Source organism: Clostridium tagluense (assembly GCF_003865095.1).
Taxonomy (GTDB): domain Bacteria; phylum Bacillota; class Clostridia; order Clostridiales; family Clostridiaceae; genus Clostridium_AD; species Clostridium_AD tagluense.
The window spans coordinates 197,849-218,640 of the sequence record NZ_BHYK01000001.1 but is presented as its reverse complement, the minus strand read 5'-3'; the positions used below and the strand labels follow the sequence as shown (position 1 = coordinate 218,640).

Here is a 20,792-nt window from a genome sequence, read left to right as displayed (position 1 = left end):
CTTATTTTTTTTACTTTTCTTCCATTGCTAATCTTCTTGTAAGTGGATAATCTATTGTTCTAAATACATGATCTGTGTGGTGATATACTGGAATCCCCATTTTAGGAGCACAACACATTACTGTATTTGAGCAGTCACTACAATTTGCTATTAATACTCTTTTTGCACCTTGTTTTTTAAGGTAAAGTATTGCTTCTGCTTGCCCTGGACAATCTCCCGGAGTTAAGCATTTATTTAAACCTCTTACTTTAACTACATTTTTGCATGTTGCAACTCCAACTACTTCTGAATGCATTTTTTCTGCAACATTTCGTAGTCTTGTTTCATCTGCTGCACAAGCACATACAAGGAGTCCTATTGGTCCTTCATATTTTGGAAGTGGTATTGTAACAATTGCACCACCTGATGTTTTTGTAACAACTGCACTTTCTATATCTTCAGATTTTCCTGTGTATGGTCCACCAATAATGATTTCACCATATTCTCCATCTATTCCACCCGCTTTTTCAATTAGGTATTTAACTGGAGTTCCTACAGGTACCTGTAAGAAAACATGGCTTTCATTTCCGCCTTTTAATTTTCCAACTATTGTAACATCTTTATCTATTACTGGTTTACCTTTTTCCATAGCATTTGTTAGATTTTCTAAAGTTTCTCCATTTAGAACTACACATTTTGCTTCAAAAGGCAATTGATCAGGATTAAGCCATATTCCAAATATTTCATGAATCAATGCTCTTTCCTCACCCATCGGATATATATCTCTTAATTCTTTTACTTCTACATCCGTTGCTCCAGAAAGTGCTTTTTTGATTGATGCAATAGCTTTTTTATTTTTTGCTTTTACTGCTATATAACCCTTTGGTGCCCCAGTAGCAGTCATAGCATATCTTATTCCCTTGATAATAGACTCTGGTTTTTTTTCTAAAACCTCTATATTATGATGTAATGCTGGTTCACATTCAACACAATTTGCAATTACATATCCATCAGGCACCTGCGACTTTAATTTAATATGAGTAGGAAATCCAGCTCCACCGGCACCAACAATACCCGCTTCATAAGCAGTATCTTCTATTTTTCCACATTTTTTGATTTTTATGTACTCCGTACTCTGATTGTCGTCCGCTAAAATAAAGATTTCATTTTCCGTAATTTTAGTTACTTTTCCAGTGATACTAGAATGAATTTTAGCTCCTAATCCCTCTGGGTTTGCAATACACTCGCCTCTTTTAACAATTTGTCCTTCTTTTACAATTGTAGTAGAAGGTGCACCTACATGCATTTTAAGAGGAAATTTATAGATCATTGGCATAAAACCACCTCCATATTATTTCACTTAAATATATACGCAATTAGTATGCCAACTTTTGAATGATTTTATGCTTCACCTATAGATGTTGCAAATACTGGTTTATCAGTCTATAGGGTTCTTAAATACTCACTTTTCTTTTTTAATGAAAAAAAATAGCGTCTGTTTTCTGACACTATTTTCACATTTCCCTACTTAAAAGTCGTTTTATAGTGCTTTATAGTGGTATTTGGAGTGTCGAAAAACGGACATACTATTCAGTTTTCTGACACTATTAGCTTTGCTTTTCTAAAAGACCATATTGATTTAATTTGTAATATAAGGTACTTCTTTTTAAATTTAATATTTTTGCAGCTTTCTGTTTATTTCCACCCACAGATAGCAATACTTCTGCTATGGTGTTTTTTTCCACACTCTCTACAATTTTTGCTAAATCATATTTATTTTGCTCTTGTTCCAAAATTTCACTTTCATTAGTATTTAAAGCTAGCTTTTTTTTGTCTTCACTATTCTCTAGAATGTATTCCGGAAGGGTATCTAATGTAATTTTTCCTTCTGTAGAAAGTACAATCATTCTTTGTATTACATTTTTTAGTTCTCTAATATTTCCTTCCCACTTACAATTAACAAGCAGTGGGTATATTCTTTCATCTATGCTATTTATGTCTATATTTTCTTTATTAGCTACTTGATTTATAAATAAATCTGCCAATTCCTTTATATCTTCTTTTCGTTGCCTAAGTGGTGGCAATTCAATTTGAACAACTGCAAATCTATAATATAAATCCTCTCTAAATTTTTTTTCTTTCATTAAATCATTTAGATTCCTATTTGTGGCCGCTATGATGCGTGTATCTGTAACAACGCCCTTTTCACTTCCCACTCTATATACTATACCATCTTGAAGCACCCTTAAAAGCTTTACCTGCATTTCCATGGGCATATCCCCAATTTCATCTAAAAACAAAGTTCCATTACTAGCAAATTCAAATTTCCCCATTTTTCCTTTTCGGATGGCACCAGTAAAAGCGCCTTCTACATATCCAAAAACTTCGCTTTCAATTAAGTTCTCAGGAATTGCACTACAATTCACCGCTACAAAATTCCCCACTCTACCGCTAGCTTCGTGAATCGATCTTGCAAACACCTCTTTTCCTGTACCACTTTCCCCAGTAATTAATATACTAGCGGAACTTTGCGCTACCTTTTGTGACATTGCAATAGCTTCGATTATTTTTTTGTTTTTTCCCACAATTGAAGAAAAAGTATAGTTTGCTGCAATTTCTTTCTTATATGCAATCTGTAATAATTCAACCTTCCTTTTTTCTTTTTCTAATTGTTTTGATAACGTTACCACTTCCGTAACATCTCGGTCTGTAGATACTACCGCCACTAATTTCCCTATATTATTGAATATGGGTACTGTACTTAGAACAACAAATTTACCTTTAACAGGTTCATTCCCCTCATTATCTCTTCGTTTCCCATCTTTTAAAGTCTTCATAATCAATGCGTTAGGAAAAAAAGATCCAATATATTGTCCAAGTATGTTTTCAGCCCTTACACCATATAGTTGTTCTGAACTTTTATTCCAATAGTTCACTATTCCACTATCACTACAAATACATACTGCTTCGTGTAAGTTATCAATAATATTATTTTGAAGATCAAACATTTCATCAATTTTTAAATAAAAAGTGTCTCTTATATTATTGCTAGTAATTACTCCTTTAATTATTTTATTTTCTATTACTGGTAATCTTCCTATTCCATTCTCTATCATTAAATTTCTTGCAACTCTAGCAGAAGCATTCATGTCTATGGTGACTACATTTTTGTTAGTATATTTTATAACTTCTTCCTGAAAGGATATGTTCTTATTTTTTTTAATTTTAGCTATATCTTTTCTTGTAAAAACACCAATAAGCATACCTGCTGAATCTACTACTAGAACCTCATCTTTGTTTGCATCAATCATTTTATTTAAAGCTTCTTTGATGCTTTCACTAGCCTTTACTTTTATGAATTTTTTATTCATAATTTCCTTTACAGTGTAAAACATTTCTGCAATTACCAATTCATCACCTTCTTTATTATTTCCTATTTATTTCATTATACTAACTTTATTTAAAATAACAAAGCAAACCCTTGAATTATATAAAAAATATTAGGATTCTATGCTCTAAGTACTTTGCTCCATTCTTTAATATACATGCACTTCTTCAAGCATATTTCATTAAATTGTATGCAAAATGTTAAAACTCCTAATTTGAGGTAAAAATAGTCTTGACATATTATTATTTTTATTCTATGATTAATTCTAAAGTATAAAATAAACTATCATTAAAAGTGAATATACCCAATACAAAGAAAAGGATTAGTAAAAATGAAATCTTTTCACAGCGAGAAAATCATTGGTGTAAGATTTTTAAAAGATCATTTTGAACCCACCTTGGAGTTCTGTACGAAATGTTTTTTTTGCAGTAAGCTACAGCGGCTTTCTACCGTTATCTAGAATCTGAGTGGATATTTTTTATATCAACTAGGGTGGTACCACCGATAATTCTCGGTCCCTTTTGGGGATGGAGCTTTTTTTGTATTCATTTTTAAATATTTTGTTAAATGAGAGGAGATTAATTATGGAAAAAGAAAAAAAATTTGTAGAATCTATTGCCTCTATGGAAGATGATTTTGCACAATGGTATACAGATATTGTTAAAAAAGCAGAGCTTGCTGATTACGCAAGTGTTAGAGGTTGTATGGTAATTAGACCTTATGGATATGCTATTTGGGAAAATATTCAGAAAATTTTAGATCAAATGTTTAAAGATACCGATCATGAAAATGTATATATGCCAATGTTCATTCCTGAAAGTCTTCTGAAAAAAGAAGCAGATCACGTTAAAGGATTCGCACCAGAGGTTGCTTGGGTAACACATGGTGGTAACGAATTATTAGCAGAGAGACTTTGCGTAAGGCCTACTTCCGAAACATTATTTTGCGATCACTATGCAAAGATAATTCAATCTTACAATGATCTCCCTAAATTATATAATCAATGGTGTTCTGTAGTAAGATGGGAAAAAACCACAAGACCTTTTCTTAGAAGCTCAGAATTTTTATGGCAAGAAGGTCATACAGCTCATGCAACTGCGGAAGAATCAAAAGCAGAAACCCTTAAAATGTTAAATATATACGCAACTTTTTGTGAAGAAACCCTTGCAATTCCAGTTATAAAGGGCCAAAAAACAGAAAAAGAAAAATTTGCAGGAGCAAAAGACACTTACACAATTGAAAGTTTGATGCATGATGGAAAAGCACTGCAATGTGGTACTTCTCATAACTTTGGAGATGGTTTTGCCAAAGCATTTAATATTCAATATACAGATAAAACGGGTAAACTTGCTTACGTTCACCAAACTTCTTGGGGAATGTCTACAAGACTTATCGGTGCTATAATCATGGTTCATGGTGATGAAAGTGGTTTGGTTCTGCCACCAGCAGTAGCTCCAATTCAACTTATAATAGTTCCAGTTGCACTTCATAAAGAAGGCGTAATTGAAAAAGCTACAGAACTTAAAGATATGTTATCAAAAGTAGCTAGAGTAAAAATGGATACCAGCGACAAAATGGCTGGATGGAAATTTAGCCAATACGAAATGAAAGGTGTGCCACTACGACTAGAAGTTGGACCAAAAGATATAGAAAAAAATCAAGTAGTATTAGTTAGACGTGATACAAGAGAAAAAATCATTGTTCCAATTCCTGAACTAGAATCATTAGTACCAGAAATTTTGAAGGATATTCAAAATTCACTACTTGAAAAAGCTAGAAATATACAAAATAAAAGAACCTTTAGTACAACTACAGTAGAAGAGCTAAAAAATCTTCTAGATAAAACTTTAGGATTTGTTGATGCTCCATGGTGTGGAGATTTGGCTTGCGAAGAAAATGTAAAAGAAGTAGCTGGCGCGTCTTCTAGATGCATGCCACTGGATCAACCAGAGAAAAAAGGTGTTTGCTTATGTTGTGGAAAACCAGCTAAAGCTATAGTAACTTGGGGAAGAGCTTACTAAAATTAGACGTCCGCTCTAAGATTAAATTTAAAATATAAATAAAAATCGTATCACTTTATAAAAAAGTGATACGATTTTTTTACATTTTTTAATAAACACTGTACAATTTCCAACTAATTTACTATACAAATATCGGCCATGACAACTCCATTTATTTCACCATTACTATCTTTAAAAGGCACAGAAATAGCAATGCAATAATTATAAGAGACATTAGATATATATGGCTCACTCCTAAATTCTTTTCCTGCTACTGAGGCTCTAAAATAAGGCCTAAAGGAGTAATTATTACTACCTTTAATTATATTCTCTGTTGCAAATTTCACATTACCCTCTGAATCTATAACTCCAATATATTCAAATTGCATATATGAGTTTTTTCTATGTTTCAATAGCTCAGAAGTATGCTCTATTGAATACCCTTTTGAACTTAATTCTATGGCAATTGACTTCAATATCTCTAGCCCTTCTTTTATAATATTATTTTCTTTTTCTCCTAAGGTAATATTATTTGTAAAATTCTTTAACTGACCATCAATTTCATCTGCAGTCTTGTTCATCTTCCCGACTATCACGGACATATTATGCATTGTTGTGGTTTGTTCTTGCGCCGCTGCTGAAACTTCTTCTGTGATAGCTAGTGACTGCTGTGTTATTGAGCTTACTTTATCCATAAGTTCATTTACATATTCTGCTTCGTTGGCAGTTTCTACTGCTAGTATAGAAATTTCATCTACAGCATCATAGGTTAATTTCGTTGAATCAATTACTTTGCCAAAAGATTCCTTTGCTTGCTCTACAAATTCAACATTTTCTTCAATTTTTTTCACTTCCTCTTTAGCTTCTATACTTATTATAGAAATTTTTTCGATAATATTTGTGGTTATTTTACCAATGTCTCCTACTGAACTTGAGGATTGCTCTGCAAGTTTTCGTACTTCATCAGCCACTACTGCAAATCCTTTGCCTTGTTCTCCAGCTCTAGCTGCTTCTATTGCAGCATTTAATGCAAGTAAGTTGGTCCTTTCACTAATATCTGTAACAACTTGAATTATAGTATTAATCTTATGAATCTCATCTTGCAATGTCTGAATTGTATGCGCTAGTTTGGAATTAGATAATGCTGTGTCTTCCATTTTATCAGTGAATTTAGCAAACATCTCAGTATTGATCTGGATTGCCTGAATCATATTTTTCGCAATATTTTTTGCATTTTCTGCAAACCTAGCAATCTTATCCGCATTTTTCCACATCTGCTGCGTGTTTTCTTTTGTGGAAATTGAAGCCTCCGCTTGAGTTGTTGCACCTACTGCTACCTCTAAAATGGCAGTGGATATTTCATTGGCTGTTGTCTCTGTTTGCTCTGCACTACTCTGGAGCGTATCTGCAAGGTCTCTATTCATCTGTGATACTTGCATAACTTCGCACAATACCTTTTTTATATTTCGGACTATTTCATTAATATTTGTAGCAATAACCTCGCCTACTCCATCTGCTTTTACTCTAACTGTAAATTGCCCTTCTGCTATTTTTTTTGTTTGATTATCTATAGTTTTCATTGAGTGATTCATATTTTTAATTAATATTAAAATAATGCAAAATAGCACAATACTAAAAATCAAACTAAGTCCAATATTATATTTTACATAAATACTATTTATACCCAGTGATACAATTTCCAATTCCTTAGTTGGTATATTACCCTGAGAAAGCACTGCCTTGAACGATTTTGATGCTAAATTTAAAAATAACATATTAAAAACCGTTGCAGAAAGCAAAAAAAATAGTAAGCTAAATCCTGCTGTTTTTCTTTTCATTATTAATCCCCCTAAAGTATATTCTTATTTTTATTATTTGTTTTTAAACTATTTTAAAATTATAATTAAAAACAATATCTTCATTGTATTTCTTCTACATAATGGTATAGAATTCCTTCTTATTATAAATAAAACACATATATCCCAGTGGATACTTTCTTAATATTATACCATATATAAAAATTGCTTTTGTTGAATGCTCCTATTCTTTTTGTTATAATACTATTAGTAAAAGTTAATATTATTATCTTTTATTAATACTTATGTTTGTAGGTGGAAATAATGTCAGGATCACAGCTAACAAAAAAAGCTCTTGCCTTATCAATTAAAAAATTAATGGAAACAATCCCATTATCCAAATTATCAATACACGAAATTGTGGATAACTGTGGAATTAACAGACAAACCTTTTATTATCACTTTAAGGATAAATTTGATCTTGTAAATTGGATTTATTATACTGAGGCCATAGAAAATATAGATAATTGTAAAAACTATGCCCATTGGACTGATGGCATGTATAAAACTTTAGTTTATTTTTTGAGTAATAAATCTTTTTATATTAACGCCCTTAATACTCCAGGCCAAAATGCATTTGATGGATATCTTTTTGAAAAAACCTATGATCTTATTATGGGAGTAATAAACGATATATCCTCAAAAATAAAAGTTTCAGACAAAGATAAAAACTTTATTGCAGATTTCTATACCTATGCTTTTGTAGGTATAACCGTCCAATGGATAAAAAATAGCATGAGGGAATCCCCAAAAGCAGTTGTAGATAACCTAAATGAAATAATTGAAGGGAGTATGCTAAGCGCTTTAACTAGATATGCTACTTATCATAAAGAAAATTAAAACAAAAATCCATAAACTCCTCAATAAATTTTTCTTGGTACAGATAAACAAAATTAAATTCTCTTTTGATACGAAACCCCACAATTGCAACTTCTTTTATAGTTCCGATTTTAAGCTCTTTCCTTATACTTTCTCTTGATATAATTGTATACCCAAGATTTAACTCAACTAAAGATTTAATTGCGCTAATACTTCCTATTTCCATATAACCCTTTAAATCATTTAGTTGATAACCAAGTTTAATAAGACTATTTTCTAATATATCTCTAGTTCCTGACCCTTTTTCTCTTAATATAAGATTACCATTAATTACCTCTTCTATGTCAACTTCCTTTATTTTTGCAAAAGCATGATCTTTTGAAACAGCTAGAACTAGTTCATCCTCTTTAAATTTCTTATACTTAAATTTATTTTTATCAAATAATCCTTCAATCATTGCAAAATCGATTTTTCCATTTACTAGTTTTTTCAATATTTCTTCTGTATTATTTACTTGGAGCAAAATATCTATGTTTTCATATAATTTCTTATGCTCGCCTAATAAATAGGGTAAAACATAGCCTCCAATTGTCATACTAGCACCTATATTATAGGTTTTTATGCTTGCTGATTTATTCTTTAAATTCATTTCTAACCTTCTGTATAATACATCTATTTGCTCAGCGTATTTTAATAAGATTAAGCCCTCCTCTGTTAAATTAAAGCCTTTGCCCTGTTTTGCAATAAGACGAACTTCATAGCTTTCCTCTAAAAATTTTATATGCTGCGATACAGCTGGTTGCGTTATATTTAACAGTGCTGCTGATTTTGTAAAACTTTTAGTGCTGGCAAGGGTTATGAATGTTACAAGTCTAATATCTAGCAAATTTATCTCTCCAATCATAATAAATTGTTATATCTTATGATAACATATAACAAATGCTTATACTTGTATAAGCATTTATAATTTGATTTTAATTTAAACTGGTATTATTATTAGTAAGTGACAAGGATAAAAGATGAGGAGACGTTATTATGAATTGGTTTAAACAAAACATTCAAGGAATACTATTTGCATTTGTTATAGCACTTATTTCCACCTGGCTAGGAAGTATTTTACCTATAGTTGGTGGCCCTGTATTTGGTATTGTTATAGGTATTATTATAAATAATGTAATTGGGAAACCCAAAAATACTTTAAAAGGGATAGGCTTCACTTCTAAAAAAATACTTCAATGGGCAATAATTGTGCTCGGTGCCGGATTAAGTTTTACTAAAGTATTACAAACAGGTATGGATTCATTATCTGTTACCTTTTTCACCTTATCAGCAGCCTTTATATCGGCTTATGTCTTCGGGAAATTACTAGGCATTCCTTCAAAGCTAAAATCCCTAATCGGTGTAGGTACTGCCATATGCGGAGGGTCCGCCATTGCTGCAATAGCTCCTATAATAGAAGCTGATGAAATGGAAATAGCCTACTCAATTTCTACTATATTTTTATTTAATATTATTGCAGTTCTTATTTTCCCACCCCTTGGCCATTTACTTCATTTTTCCGATAAAGCCTTTGGACTTTGGGCTGGTACTGCTATTAATGACACTTCCTCAGTGGTTGCTGCGGGTTACGCTTATAGTAATGCAGCCGGAAGCTATGCAACTATAGTTAAACTTACAAGAGCTACTTTAATCATACCCATTTCAATTATATTTAGTATCGTAGTTGCTTTCAAAAAGAAAAAAGAAGCAAAAATCGATAATACTGTTAATTTTAGCATAGGTAAAATATTTCCTTGGTTCATATTATGGTTTTTAGTAGCTTCACTATTAAATACTTTAGGATTATTTAAAGGAAACAGCATATCTTACATAAATACTTTGGGCAAATTTATGATAGTAATGGCTCTTTCAGCTATAGGTTTGTCCTCTGACTTTAAAAAAATGATGAAAAATGGTGTTAAGCCTATCTTTTTAGGTCTTATAGTCTGGTTTACAGTTGCCATTGTTAGTATAGCTGTGCAAGTTATAACAAAACAAATGTAAAAACCTACATTTGTTTTGTTCCACTAATATTTTTAAATTCACCCTTTCTACTTAATTATCACGTATGTCTTAAATAAAATAATCCGGTAGAATAATTAAATATTCTACCGGATTATTTTATTTATTCATTCTAAGGTACTCTTCGATGAAAATATCTATATCCCCATCCATAACTGCATCTACATTTCCCATCTCTGTATTAGTTCTATGGTCTTTAACCAAATTATAGGGATGAAATACATAAGATCTAATTTGACTTCCCCAGCCATTATCTTTCAAATCTCCAGTTAAATCTTCAATTCTATCCTTTTTAGCTCTTTCCTTTAAATCTAAAAGTTTTGCCATAAGCATCTTCATTGCAGTTTGTTTATTACTATGCTGACTTCTTTCATTTTGACACTGAACTACTATGCCCGTAGGTATATGCGTAATCCTTATGGCTGACTCAGTTTTATTTACATGTTGACCTCCAGCACCACCAGACCTGTAAGTGTCTATTCTGAGGTCATCAGGTCTTATATCGATATCTTGACTTTCAGTGAGCTCTGGAAGCACTTCGCAAGAAGCAAAGGAAGTTTGTCTTTTTCCATTTGCATTAAAGGGTGAAATTCTTACAAGTCTATGCACTCCCTTTTCAGCTTTTAGATATCCATAGGCAAACTCACCAGTTATTTTTAATGTAACTGCTTTAATACCTGCCTCATCAGAGGGCTGATAATCTAAAACTTCAATTTTATATCCCTTCTTTTCACACCATCTTGAGTACATCCTATACAGCATTTCCGTCCAATCTTGAGCATCATTTCCACCTGCACCGTTGTGAAGGGTTAAAATAGCATTATTTATATCATATTTTCCAGACAGTAAAATTTCTATTCTAAACCTGTCAATATCATGGGCTACATCTCTTAATTCGCTTTTTATTTCTCCCATAGATGAATCATCTTCTTCCTCTGCACTAAGCTCAATTAGCACATCTAAGTCCTCTATTTTACTGATCAATAGGTTAAATCTATCAATTTTATCTTTAATCGCCTTAGCTTTCTGAGCAATTTCTTGTGCTAGGTCAGTATCATCCCAAAAACTAGTTTCTTGCATTTTAAATTCAAACTCTCTTAATTCTTTTTCCAATGTTGTTATGTCAAAGAGACACCCTGATTTCTTCTACGTTAACTTTTACTACATTTAATTCACTTACTATTTCTTCTATTTGTACTATCAATTATTGCACCCCTTTTTTAATTAAAAATTGACAGTAAACAGTTTAGTTTTCGTTTTTCCACTGGGAAAAATTTTATTAACTGTCAACTGTCATCTGTCAATTTTGAACTATTACTATTCCTTATTTTATCCATAATTACTAACCCTTGCTAAGTTCTCCGAAACAACTAATAATTATTAGCCTCTGCCACAGCAGTTTTTATATTTCTTCCCTGACCCACAAGAACAGTCATCATTTCTTCCTGGTTTAACTTCTTTTTTATTTGGTTCTTTTTTAGCGGAATCATCATGATTGGTTGATGTAATCTTGGCAACCATTTCTCTTTCAGGTGCTTTTTCTATTTGCACGTGGAATAAGTATTTAACTGTTTCTGTCTTTATGTTTTCAATCATTTCAGCAAACATATCGCTACCTTCCATTTGGTAGGCTTGTGATGGATCTTGTTGCTTATAAGCTCTAAGTCCAATACCTTGCTTTAAATGCTCCATATCATCAATATGATCCATCCACTTGCTGTCTACAACCCTTAGAAGAATAACTCTTTCAACTTCTCTCATTTGTTCCTCACCGAAATGTTCTTCTTTCTCAGCATACATTTTCACAGCTATATCTAAAAGAGTAGTCTTAATTTCTTCATTAGATGTTTTACCCAATTCTTCTATTGAAACAATTCCCTTTGGAAGATATATTTGTTCAAGGAAATTAATTAATTTTACTAATTCCTCATCAAAACTTTCCTCTATGCCTGTAATATGAGATTCCACTGCAGTTAAAACAACATCTTTTATCATTTCTTCAACTTGATCTTTTATGTTTTCTCCTTGAAGAACCTCTGTTCTTTGTCTATATATTATTTCTCTTTGCTGATTCATTACATCATCGTATTGAACAACATTTTTTCTTATATCAAAATTATTTCCTTCAACTTTCTTTTGAGCACTTTCTATAGCTCCACTTACCATTTTACTTTCGATAGCATCTTCATCAGTTAAACCTAATTTTTCTACTACTCCCTGAAGTCTTTCTGAACCGAATATTCTCATTAAATCATCTTCTAGTGATATGTAAAATCTTGAGCTTCCTACATCTCCTTGACGACCAGAACGTCCTCTAAGCTGATTATCAATACGTCTAGATTCATGTCTTTCAGTTCCAATTATCTTGAGTCCTCCAACTTCAACAACTCCATCTTCAAGCTTAATATCCGTACCACGACCTGCCATATTAGTTGCTATAGTAACCATGCCAAGTGCTCCTGCATGTGATATTATATCAGCTTCTTTTTCATGATATTTAGCATTAAGTACTTGATGAGGGATTCCACGTCTTTTAAGCATTTCAGATAATAATTCTGATTTCTCTATACTAACAGTACCTACAAGAACAGGTTGCTTAATTTTATATGTCTCAACTATTTCATCTACTATGGCCTTATATTTTCCCTTAACAGTTTTATAAACTAAATCTGCATTATCAACTCTTGCCAGCGGCCTATTAGTAGGTATTACTAATACGTCAAGTCCATATATTTCTCTAAATTCATTTTCTTCTGTAAGTGCAGTACCAGTCATACCCGATAACTTATTATACATTCTAAAATAGTTTTGGAAGGTAATTGTAGCAAGCGTTTTTGACTCTTTTTCAATTTTTACGCCTTCTTTTGCTTCAATAGCTTGGTGAAGTCCATCACTATATCTCCGGCCTTCCATAAGTCTTCCAGTAAACTCATCTACAATTATAACTTCCCCATCTTTATCCATGTAATCTTTATCTTTTCTCATGATATAGTTTGCTTTTAAAGCTTGAACCACATGGTGTTGTACATTCATATTTTCTGCATCAGTATAATTTTCTAAGTGGAAATATTTTTCTGCTTTGTCTATACCAACATCAGACATTATAACTGCACTAGCTTTTTCATCTATAGTATAGTCTTCTTCCTTCACAAGTCCCTTAACAAAATAATCTGCTACTTTATAAAAATCTGTAGATTTTTCCCCTTCTCCAGATATTATAAGTGGGGTTCTAGCTTCATCTATTAATATGGAGTCAACCTCATCCACCACTACAAAATTTAGTTTTCTTTGAACTCTTTCTTCTTTATAAACAACCATATTATCTCTTAAATAATCGAATCCAAACTCATTATTTGTTCCATAAGTTATATCTGAATTATAGGCCTCTTGTCTTTGAGTTTGGTCTAAATCATGAATAATTACTCCTACAGAAAGTCCTAAAAATTCATGTATTCTCCCCATCTCATCTCTATCTCTTTTTGCAAGATAGTCATTGACTGTAACTATGTGGACACCCTTTCCTGTTAGAGCATTTAAATATGATGGGAGTGTAGCCACTAGTGTCTTTCCTTCACCAGTTCTCATTTCAGTTATTCTTCCTTGGTGTAGTATTATACCACCTATTAATTGAACTCTAAAATGCTTCATGTTAAGAACTCTCCATGAAGCTTCTCTTACTGCTGCAAAGGCTTCAGGTAATACATCATCCAAAGTCTCTCCATTATTTAGCCTAGTCTTAAATTCTTCTGTTTTCGCTTTAAGCTCTTCATCAGTTAAGCTAGTCATTTTTGCATCTAATTCCTCTATCTTATCTACTGTTGAAATTATCCTTTTTATTTCTCTATCACTATAACTACCAAATAACTTATTGAAAAATTTCATAATTTTCATCCTCACTATTCATTTTAATAATTCCTATTAATAATTCGTAAATATATTATTTAAATTATACCACTTAATTTGCTCGTATTCAACTTATATGACTTGTTAATTGTAAAATTATTGTTAATACTCTTACATTGTCATATTGTGTAGAATACAGGTTTAATAAATGATTTTGAAAAAACATCATATTTTTTAAATAAAAAAGGACTAAAGTAAGTTTATCCTTACTTTAGTCCTTTTAATAAGCATTAAAATTCTGGCTCTATCAATCCATAGTTCCCATCTTTTCTCTTATACACTACGTGAACTTCTGATGTTTCATCACTCATATATACGAAAAAGCTGTGACCAACGAGCTCCATTTGAAGAACTGCTTCCTCTGCTGACATAGGCTTAAATGCAAATTTCTTTGTCTTTACTATTTTAGGATCCATGTCTTCTTCTTCTTGGCTACTACTATATAATGGTATGCCCTTAAATTTAAGAGAAGTTCCACGATTTCTTTTTTCTAATTTTGTTTTATGTTTTCTAATTTGTCCTTCTAATTTATCAACAACAAGATCTAATGAAGTATACATATCTTCATTTTCCTCTTCTGCTCTTAAAACAACTTCATTAAAAGGAATTGTAACCTCTATAGTATGTCTATTCTTATGAACACCCAAAGTTATCTGAGCTTCAACATCCGGATTAAAATACTTATCGAATCTAGATATTTTCTTTTCCATAATATTTTTCAAGGCCTCTGTTATCTCTATGTTTTTTCCTATTATTCTAACTTTCATACTGTCCAGCCCCTTTCTAATATCTATACAATGCTAGATTGCTAAGCATGTTATATAGTGTATTTCTATAATATTACTTTTAATACTAAATAGCAACCATTAAAATCAGAATTTACATAATATTATTGCAATTTAAAGCATGTTATCACAATATTGCTTATTATTCCCCTGTTTATTTACGTATATTGTACATTGTTTATAGTCTCACCTTATGGTATAGTTAAATTACACGAATTTTGAAAAAACATATTCAATTATATATATATATATATATATCACATATTCTTATATGCTAAAAAAATAAAAACCCCTAATATGATATTAGGAGTTTTTATGTATTAAGTTAGTTGACCTGGTCTTTGACCCCACACTCGCCTGCTGGAGCTTTTGCTACCCGGAATTAACCTCTCACTACTTACACTCTCGTCTACTAAACGGCAGGACTAACCTCTAAGCCGCACCATGCTCGCTAAACTTTGTTTAACTTACGTGGATCGTTTCGCCTGCGACTGGCATCGACTTTCAACCACAAACCTAACTTACTACAATAAGTATTATACCTTACTTTTGGCTATAGTCAATATGCAAACATTATTTATTCCACTTTTTTTTAACCTGTGTGCACAATTAAAGGCTGTAGCCCCAGTAGTCATAACATCATCAACTATTAAAATATTTTTATTTTTTATAATTTTATTTTCTTTAATCTCAAAACATTTTTCCATGTTACTCCAACGCTCTTCACCACTTAGACCTATTTGATCCTTAGTATCCATAGTTTTAATTAAATTACAAAATACAGGAATATTTAAAAACCTTGATAAATAATTTGCCAAAAACTCACTTTGGTTATACCCTCTATTTTTTTGTGCTTTTTTAGTCATGGGTACGTAAGCTATTAAGTCAAACTTTAGTTCATTGCTTTTTACAAGTTCTAGCATATACTTTGCTAAAATCTCTCCACATGCAAAATCACTTTTATATTTTAGCCTGATAATTAACTCTTTTACTATATTTGAATAATAAAACACTGACCAAACAAGATATTTTTCTTCATTATGGCATATATAAAAGCTTTCGGTGCATCGCCTTAATTTTTTCCTACAATGAGTGCATAATGGTTCGCACTCATTGGTATATTCATTGCAGATCACACAATTTTCATCACCTGAATATATAAGCTGAACTAAACAATAAATTAGATTTTTTATATATTTAATAATCCTTTTTCCCACGCTTTCTTATTAAATTTTCTAGCTATATTTTGAGCCTTATCCATTTGCGTAGTTTCAACATTAGCTAAAAATATTGCCTCACCCCTTTGTATATTTTCATACCTTCCAACCTTACTTGATAGATATAACAGTTGCTTATGAGTAAATTTAATATTATCAGCAAAATAGACTATAACATCCACGGCATGGAATTCTAGATAACTTTCTTCAAAGTCATTAGTTACTATTATTCCCTTATCTTTATTCATAAACACTCTGGGAATACTCGCATCACTTTTTTTACTAATATATAAAAATAAATCCTCACTCAACTTTTCTTTCAAATTGCTTAAATACTTAAATAAAGCCTCTGCTTTTTCGGCGTCTGGCGTAAAAATTATTACTTTTCTATTAGATATAATTGACCAATTTAGATATTCATAAACTACCAAAGGTATGTCAATATTAAGATTTATTCTAGTAGTTATGATTCTAGGCTCTATAATCGGAATTTTATTGTTTGTTAACGGGAAGATAATAGTTGTACCTTCACTTAAAATATTCTCTACTGAAAAAGCTATAGCTGTACCTTCTACGCTGCACATCTTCAATAATATTTTTTTTATTTGTTGTTTGTTATATTTAGGAAAATTTCTAATCTCATTATAAATAACCAAATCAAATTTTTCTTGGAGTCCTAATGCACTTTCATGATTGCATATATATAAATGCTCATTGACACTGCTATAATTTGATCCACTGGTATGTACATATTTTCCTAAATTACTAAAATTATTTATAAAGTAAATAATATCAATTTTGCGCACATCTTCATTAGTTATATACAATATATTTTTCTTTTCATTAGCATATGCAATTATAGTTTCAAGCAATATATCAGATGAATTATAAAACATGGACACAACATCAATTCTTTTTTTGCCATTTAATGAACAGTTTAAAATTTCTTTGCTAATTTCATCTTTTTCCTTACTAAGGTTTAAATTTGCGTAGAAATACATGTAAAATCTCCTTTACAGCTAAATATTAATTTAATTGTGCTGATTTTCATCATGGCTTAAATCCGCATCTACTATTTCTCTTATTCTCCATCCTAGAGCAGAATATCTTTCAAAACTTCTATTATTATCCTTCATAAAATTAATAGCTTTTATTTTTCCCACTAAAACAACCATGTTTTTCGCCCTAGTTATTCCTGTATAAAGCAAATTTCTGTTCATTAAAAGTGGTGGTCCCATAAACATAGGCATAATTACAACTTCAAACTCACTACCTTGACTTTTATGTATAGTAATAGCATAAGCTAAAGTTAGTTCATCTAAAAATACTCCCTCATATTCTACCCGCTTATCGTCATCAAAAACTACAATGACATTTTCATTATCTTCATCGATATCGCAAACATACCCTACATCCCCATTAAAAATTCCAACGCCATCTTTTTCATGATTTGCACTCAATTTATTCCATTTCATAGAATAATTATTTTTAACTTGCATGACCTTGTCCCCTACCCTAAATATAGTATTCCTATATTCCTTTTCTTTCTTATATTTAGACTTTGGATTCAATATTGCCTGAAGCTTTTCATTTAAATTTTCTATACCTAGTATTCCTTTTCTCATAGGTGAAAGTATTTGAATATGTTTCATTTTGTCCCACTCTTTGTTGAATTTCGGAAGCCTTGTATTAATTAACGTGATTATACTGTCTAAAATTTTGTCTGGCTCATCATTTTCAATAAAATAAAAGTCCTTATCCTTTTTGTTTAAGATAGGCATTTCACCATTATTAATTTTATGAGCATTTACAATAATCATACTTTCCCTAGCTTGCCTAAAAATCTCCTTAAGCTTAACCACTTTAACGCAGTTGCTGTCAATTATGTCCCTTAATACATTCCCTGGCCCCACAGATGGCAATTGATCCACATCACCCACAATTATAAGTCTAGTTCCTATGCTGATAGCTTTTAATAAACTATTCATAAGCATTATATCTATCATAGAAGCTTCATCGATAATTAGCACATCACAATCTAAAGGTGTCTCCTCGCCTCTAAAAAACTGCGACCCATCATCGCCGCTCATTCCAAGCTCGAGTAACCTATGTATAGTTTTAGCTTCCCTGCCAGTAGCTTCTGTCATTCTTTTAGCTGCCCTCCCAGTAGGCGCAGCCATAAATACTTTCATTCCTGCTTTTTCAAACACATCTATAATACAATTGATTATAGTAGTTTTGCCTGTTCCAGGACCTCCAGTTATAACCTCCATACTATTTGCCGCCGCACCACAAATAGCAGCTTTTTGAGACATTGCAAATTTTATGTTTTTTTCGCTTTCAAATTTTTCAATTTCCTCTTCAATGTCTAAATCTAATTTTTCATATTTTGCTATAGATAAATTTATAACTTTTTTAGTAATACTTAATTCACAATAGTAGAAAGGCATAGTGAATACACATTTTTCTTCATCAATGTTCTCCACTTTCAATCTTCCCTGCACAACATTGTCAAAAATATTCTTCTCAATTTCTTCCTCGGAAACTCCAAGAATGTTTTCAGCTTCCTTATGTAACCTGACCAGTGGCATATAAGTATTTCCCATAGCACAAAATTCATTAACAACATAATTAATTCCACTTTGTATTCTAAAAGGTGATTCTTTGTCAATACCTAAACTTCGAGCTATCTTATCAGCAATTTTAAATCCTACGCCAGCAATAGTTTCCGTTAACACGTATGGATTATCTTGTACTACCTTTATAGAGTCTCCTCCATATTTTTTATAAATCTTAACGCATTGATTAGGTGTTACTCCATAGGTTTGAAGAAATATCATTATGTTTTTAACTTCTCGTTGCTTAGAATAAGATTCCAAAATTAATTTAATCTTTTTTTCTCCTACACCATCAATTTCCCTTAGCCTTTGGATTTCATTATCTAGTATATTCATGGTATTTTCTCCGAAGTGCTTTACAATTTTTTTAGCAGTTACTGGTCCAATTCCTTGAATAACTCCTGAAGCTAAATATTTTTCTATACCTGCAATAGAACTAGGTATTATTTCCTCACAGGAAACTATTCTAAATTGCTTTCCAAATTGAGGATGATTAACCCATTCTCCCGTTAATTTTAAATTTTGACCTTCACTTATGTAGGGTACAATTCCTACAACGGTTATTTGCTGCTTTACAGCATGCAAATGAGCAATAATATACCCATTTTCTTCATTGTGAAATACTATATCTTCTATGATTCCTTGTATTTCTGGCATAAAATCTCCCCTATTTATAAATTTATATAGTAGCAATACTTATATTAATATTAATATAAGTATTGTTCTTATTATATCATATGTACTTTACGTTTTTCACCTTCAGTATACCCCTATCTTAAGTTTTATCAAAATACCATTTAATAATCCAAATAATAAAATAAAATTTGATATATTTATAATTATCTCAATTGCCTTGGAGTAATTTTTTTTATTACTTAGAAAAAAGAGGGATAACAATTAATAATTGTTATCCCTCTTTTCATTGTAAATATTTTCTATTGCATTTTATAAATATTTTTTTATTTGTTCAACCTTGTTTAGTCTTTCCCATGAAAGGTCTAAATCAGTTCTTCCAAAATGTCCATAAGCTGCTGTCTGTTTATAAATAGGTTTTCTAAGGTCTAACTCTCTTATAATAACAGCTGGTCTTAAATCGAATACTTTTCCGATTATTTCAACAATTTTATCGTCTTCAATTTTTCCAGTTCCAAAAGTTTCAACTTCTATAGATACCGGTTTAGCTACACCTATAGCATAAGCTAACTGGATTTCTAATTTATCTGAAACTCCTGCTGCTACTAAGTTTTTAGCAACCCATCTTGCAGCATATGCAGCAGATCTATCAACCTTTGTTGGGTCTTTACCAGAGAATGCGCCACCGCCATGTCTTGCGTATCCACCATAAGTATCTACTATTATTTTTCTTCCTGTTAAACCAGAGTCTCCTTGCGGTCCTCCAATTACAAATCTACCTGTAGGATTTATATAATACTTAGTGTTTTCGTCTAATAATTCACTTGGAACTATAGGCTTTATTACTTGTTCTATTAAATCACTTTCAATTTGATCATGAGTTGCATCTTCTCCATGTTGAGTTGAAATAACAATAGTATCTATTCTTACTGGCTTATTATCTTCATACTCTACAGTAACTTGAGTCTTTCCGTCTGGTCTTAGATAGTTAAGCTTGCCATTCTTTCTTACTTCACTTAATCTTCTTGCCAGTCTATGAGCCATAGCAATTGGAAGTGGCATGTATTCCGGCGTTTCATTAGTTGCAAATCCAAACATCATACCTTGATCTCCAGCGCCTGTAGAGTCTATCTTATCCTGCGTGCCTTTCTTAGACTCTAATCCTTCGTTAACTCCCAAAGCTATATCTGCTGACTGTTCTCCAATAGATGTTAGAACTGAACAAGTACTAGCATCAAATCCATATTTTGCTCTAGTATATCCTATACCTTCAATAGTATTTCTAACAACCTTAGGAACATCTACATAACAACTAGTTGTTATCTCCCCCATAACTAAAACCATCCCTGTAGTAACTGCTGTTTCACAAGCAACTCTAGCATAAGGATCTTGCTCTAAAATAGCATCAAGTATAGCATCTGAGATTTGGTCACAAATTTTATCTGGATGTCCTTCTGTAACTGATTCTGATGTAAATAGTCTTTTCATTATAATTCTCCTTTCTAATACGGAAAAATTTTGTTTTTTAAAAAA

The 20,792-nt window shown here is 31.5% G+C and carries 14 protein-coding genes and 1 other annotated feature; of the genes, 3 read left to right on the top strand and 11 right to left on the bottom strand.

All coding sequences use genetic code 11. The features are described 5' to 3' along the window. Positions 1–10: 10 nt before the first annotated feature. Together prdC and Ctaglu_RS01050 are read right to left on the bottom strand one after the other, a co-directional pair. Positions 11–1,315, bottom strand: coding sequence for a proline reductase-associated electron transfer protein PrdC (prdC, locus tag Ctaglu_RS01055; RefSeq protein WP_124997167.1), 1,305 nt, complete (start codon positions 1,313–1,315; stop codon positions 11–13). 271 nt (positions 1,316–1,586) lie between these two features. Next, on the bottom strand, positions 1,587–3,389 hold the full coding sequence (locus Ctaglu_RS01050) for a sigma-54-dependent Fis family transcriptional regulator (protein ID WP_233439646.1): 1,803 nt from the start codon (positions 3,387–3,389) through the stop codon (positions 1,587–1,589). A 281-nt stretch (positions 3,390–3,670) separates the two neighbouring features. Then, positions 3,671–3,890, top strand: a binding site (T-box leader). Positions 3,891–3,894: 4 nt separating this feature from the next. Here Ctaglu_RS01050 and proS point away from each other — a divergent pair. Next, positions 3,895–5,388: a proline--tRNA ligase gene (gene proS / locus Ctaglu_RS01045; RefSeq protein ID WP_444979565.1), complete on the top strand. Its 1,494-nt coding sequence runs from the start codon at positions 3,895–3,897 to the stop codon at positions 5,386–5,388. A gap of 113 nt (positions 5,389–5,501) precedes the next feature. On the opposite strand, the gene Ctaglu_RS01040 is transcribed toward proS, so the two are convergent. Next, the gene (locus tag Ctaglu_RS01040; protein WP_124997161.1) at positions 5,502–7,205 is read right to left on the bottom strand and encodes a methyl-accepting chemotaxis protein; all 1,704 of its coding nucleotides are present in this window, start codon (positions 7,203–7,205) and stop codon (positions 5,502–5,504) included. Positions 7,206–7,487: 282 nt separating this feature from the next. On the opposite strand from Ctaglu_RS01040, the gene dhaS reads away from it, so the two are divergent. After that, positions 7,488–8,063: a dihydroxyacetone kinase transcriptional activator DhaS gene (gene dhaS, locus Ctaglu_RS01035; protein WP_124997159.1), complete on the top strand. Its 576-nt coding sequence runs from the start codon at positions 7,488–7,490 to the stop codon at positions 8,061–8,063. On the opposite strand, the gene Ctaglu_RS01030 is transcribed toward dhaS, so the two are convergent. Continuing rightward, positions 8,041–8,928, bottom strand: coding sequence for a LysR family transcriptional regulator (locus Ctaglu_RS01030; protein WP_124997157.1), 888 nt, complete (start codon positions 8,926–8,928; stop codon positions 8,041–8,043). The two genes, dhaS and Ctaglu_RS01030, sit on opposite strands and share 23 nt — an antisense overlap. A 149-nt stretch (positions 8,929–9,077) precedes the next feature. Here Ctaglu_RS01030 and Ctaglu_RS01025 point away from each other — a divergent pair, with 149 nt between their 5' ends. Continuing rightward, positions 9,078–10,085: a YeiH family protein gene (locus Ctaglu_RS01025; RefSeq protein ID WP_124997155.1), complete on the top strand. Its 1,008-nt coding sequence runs from the start codon at positions 9,078–9,080 to the stop codon at positions 10,083–10,085. Positions 10,086–10,202: 117 nt separating this feature from the next. Here Ctaglu_RS01025 and prfB read toward each other — a convergent pair. The 7 genes from prfB to metK all read right to left on the bottom strand — a co-directional run bounded on the left by prfB (position 10,203) and on the right by metK (position 20,747). Then, positions 10,203–11,307 (bottom strand): peptide chain release factor 2 gene (gene prfB, locus Ctaglu_RS01020; RefSeq protein WP_185732556.1). Its coding sequence is split into 2 segments (ribosomal slippage): positions 10,203–11,228 and positions 11,230–11,307, totalling 1,104 coding nucleotides; the frame shifts between segments, so codons are not numbered across the junction. Between the two features lie 176 nt (positions 11,308–11,483). Next, positions 11,484–13,985, bottom strand: a complete 2,502-nt coding sequence (secA, locus tag Ctaglu_RS01015; RefSeq protein WP_124997153.1) for a preprotein translocase subunit SecA — start codon at positions 13,983–13,985, stop codon at positions 11,484–11,486. A 251-nt stretch (positions 13,986–14,236) separates the two neighbouring features. Continuing rightward, positions 14,237–14,773, bottom strand: coding sequence for a ribosome hibernation-promoting factor, HPF/YfiA family (hpf, locus tag Ctaglu_RS01010; protein WP_124997151.1), 537 nt, complete (start codon positions 14,771–14,773; stop codon positions 14,237–14,239). Positions 14,774–15,327: 554 nt separating this feature from the next. Next, entirely contained in the window at positions 15,328–15,927 is a 600-nt protein-coding gene (locus Ctaglu_RS01005; RefSeq protein ID WP_124997149.1) for a ComF family protein, read from the bottom strand. A 53-nt stretch (positions 15,928–15,980) separates the two neighbouring features. Next, complete coding sequence (locus Ctaglu_RS01000; protein ID WP_124997147.1) at positions 15,981–17,009, bottom strand: hypothetical protein; 1,029 nt, start codon at positions 17,007–17,009, stop codon at positions 15,981–15,983. A 30-nt stretch (positions 17,010–17,039) separates the two neighbouring features. Next, the gene (recD2, locus tag Ctaglu_RS00995; RefSeq protein ID WP_124997145.1) at positions 17,040–19,283 is read right to left on the bottom strand and encodes an SF1B family DNA helicase RecD2; all 2,244 of its coding nucleotides are present in this window, start codon (positions 19,281–19,283) and stop codon (positions 17,040–17,042) included. A 288-nt stretch (positions 19,284–19,571) separates the two neighbouring features. Then, the gene (gene metK / locus Ctaglu_RS00990) at positions 19,572–20,747 is read right to left on the bottom strand and encodes a methionine adenosyltransferase (protein ID WP_124997143.1); all 1,176 of its coding nucleotides are present in this window, start codon (positions 20,745–20,747) and stop codon (positions 19,572–19,574) included. Positions 20,748–20,792: the final 45 nt, after the last annotated feature.

Bases quoted from the DNA above. Each gene is read 5' to 3' on its own strand.
- prdC (WP_124997167.1), bottom strand. From the start codon at position 1,315: ATGCCAATGATCTATAAATTTCCTCTTAAAATGCATGTAGGTGCACCT.
- proS (WP_444979565.1), top strand. From the start codon at position 3,895: ATGGAGCTTTTTTTGTATTCATTTTTAAATATTTTGTTAAATGAGAGG.
- Ctaglu_RS01040 (WP_124997161.1), bottom strand. From the start codon at position 7,205: ATGAAAAGAAAAACAGCAGGATTTAGCTTACTATTTTTTTTGCTTTCT.
- dhaS (WP_124997159.1), top strand. From the start codon at position 7,488: ATGTCAGGATCACAGCTAACAAAAAAAGCTCTTGCCTTATCAATTAAA.
- Ctaglu_RS01025 (WP_124997155.1), top strand. From the start codon at position 9,078: ATGAATTGGTTTAAACAAAACATTCAAGGAATACTATTTGCATTTGTT.
- secA (WP_124997153.1), bottom strand. From the start codon at position 13,985: ATGAAATTTTTCAATAAGTTATTTGGTAGTTATAGTGATAGAGAAATA.
- hpf (WP_124997151.1), bottom strand. From the start codon at position 14,773: ATGAAAGTTAGAATAATAGGAAAAAACATAGAGATAACAGAGGCCTTG.
- Ctaglu_RS01000 (WP_124997147.1), bottom strand. From the start codon at position 17,009: ATGTATTTCTACGCAAATTTAAACCTTAGTAAGGAAAAAGATGAAATT.
- recD2 (WP_124997145.1), bottom strand. From the start codon at position 19,283: ATGCCAGAAATACAAGGAATCATAGAAGATATAGTATTTCACAATGAA.
- metK (WP_124997143.1), bottom strand. From the start codon at position 20,747: ATGAAAAGACTATTTACATCAGAATCAGTTACAGAAGGACATCCAGAT.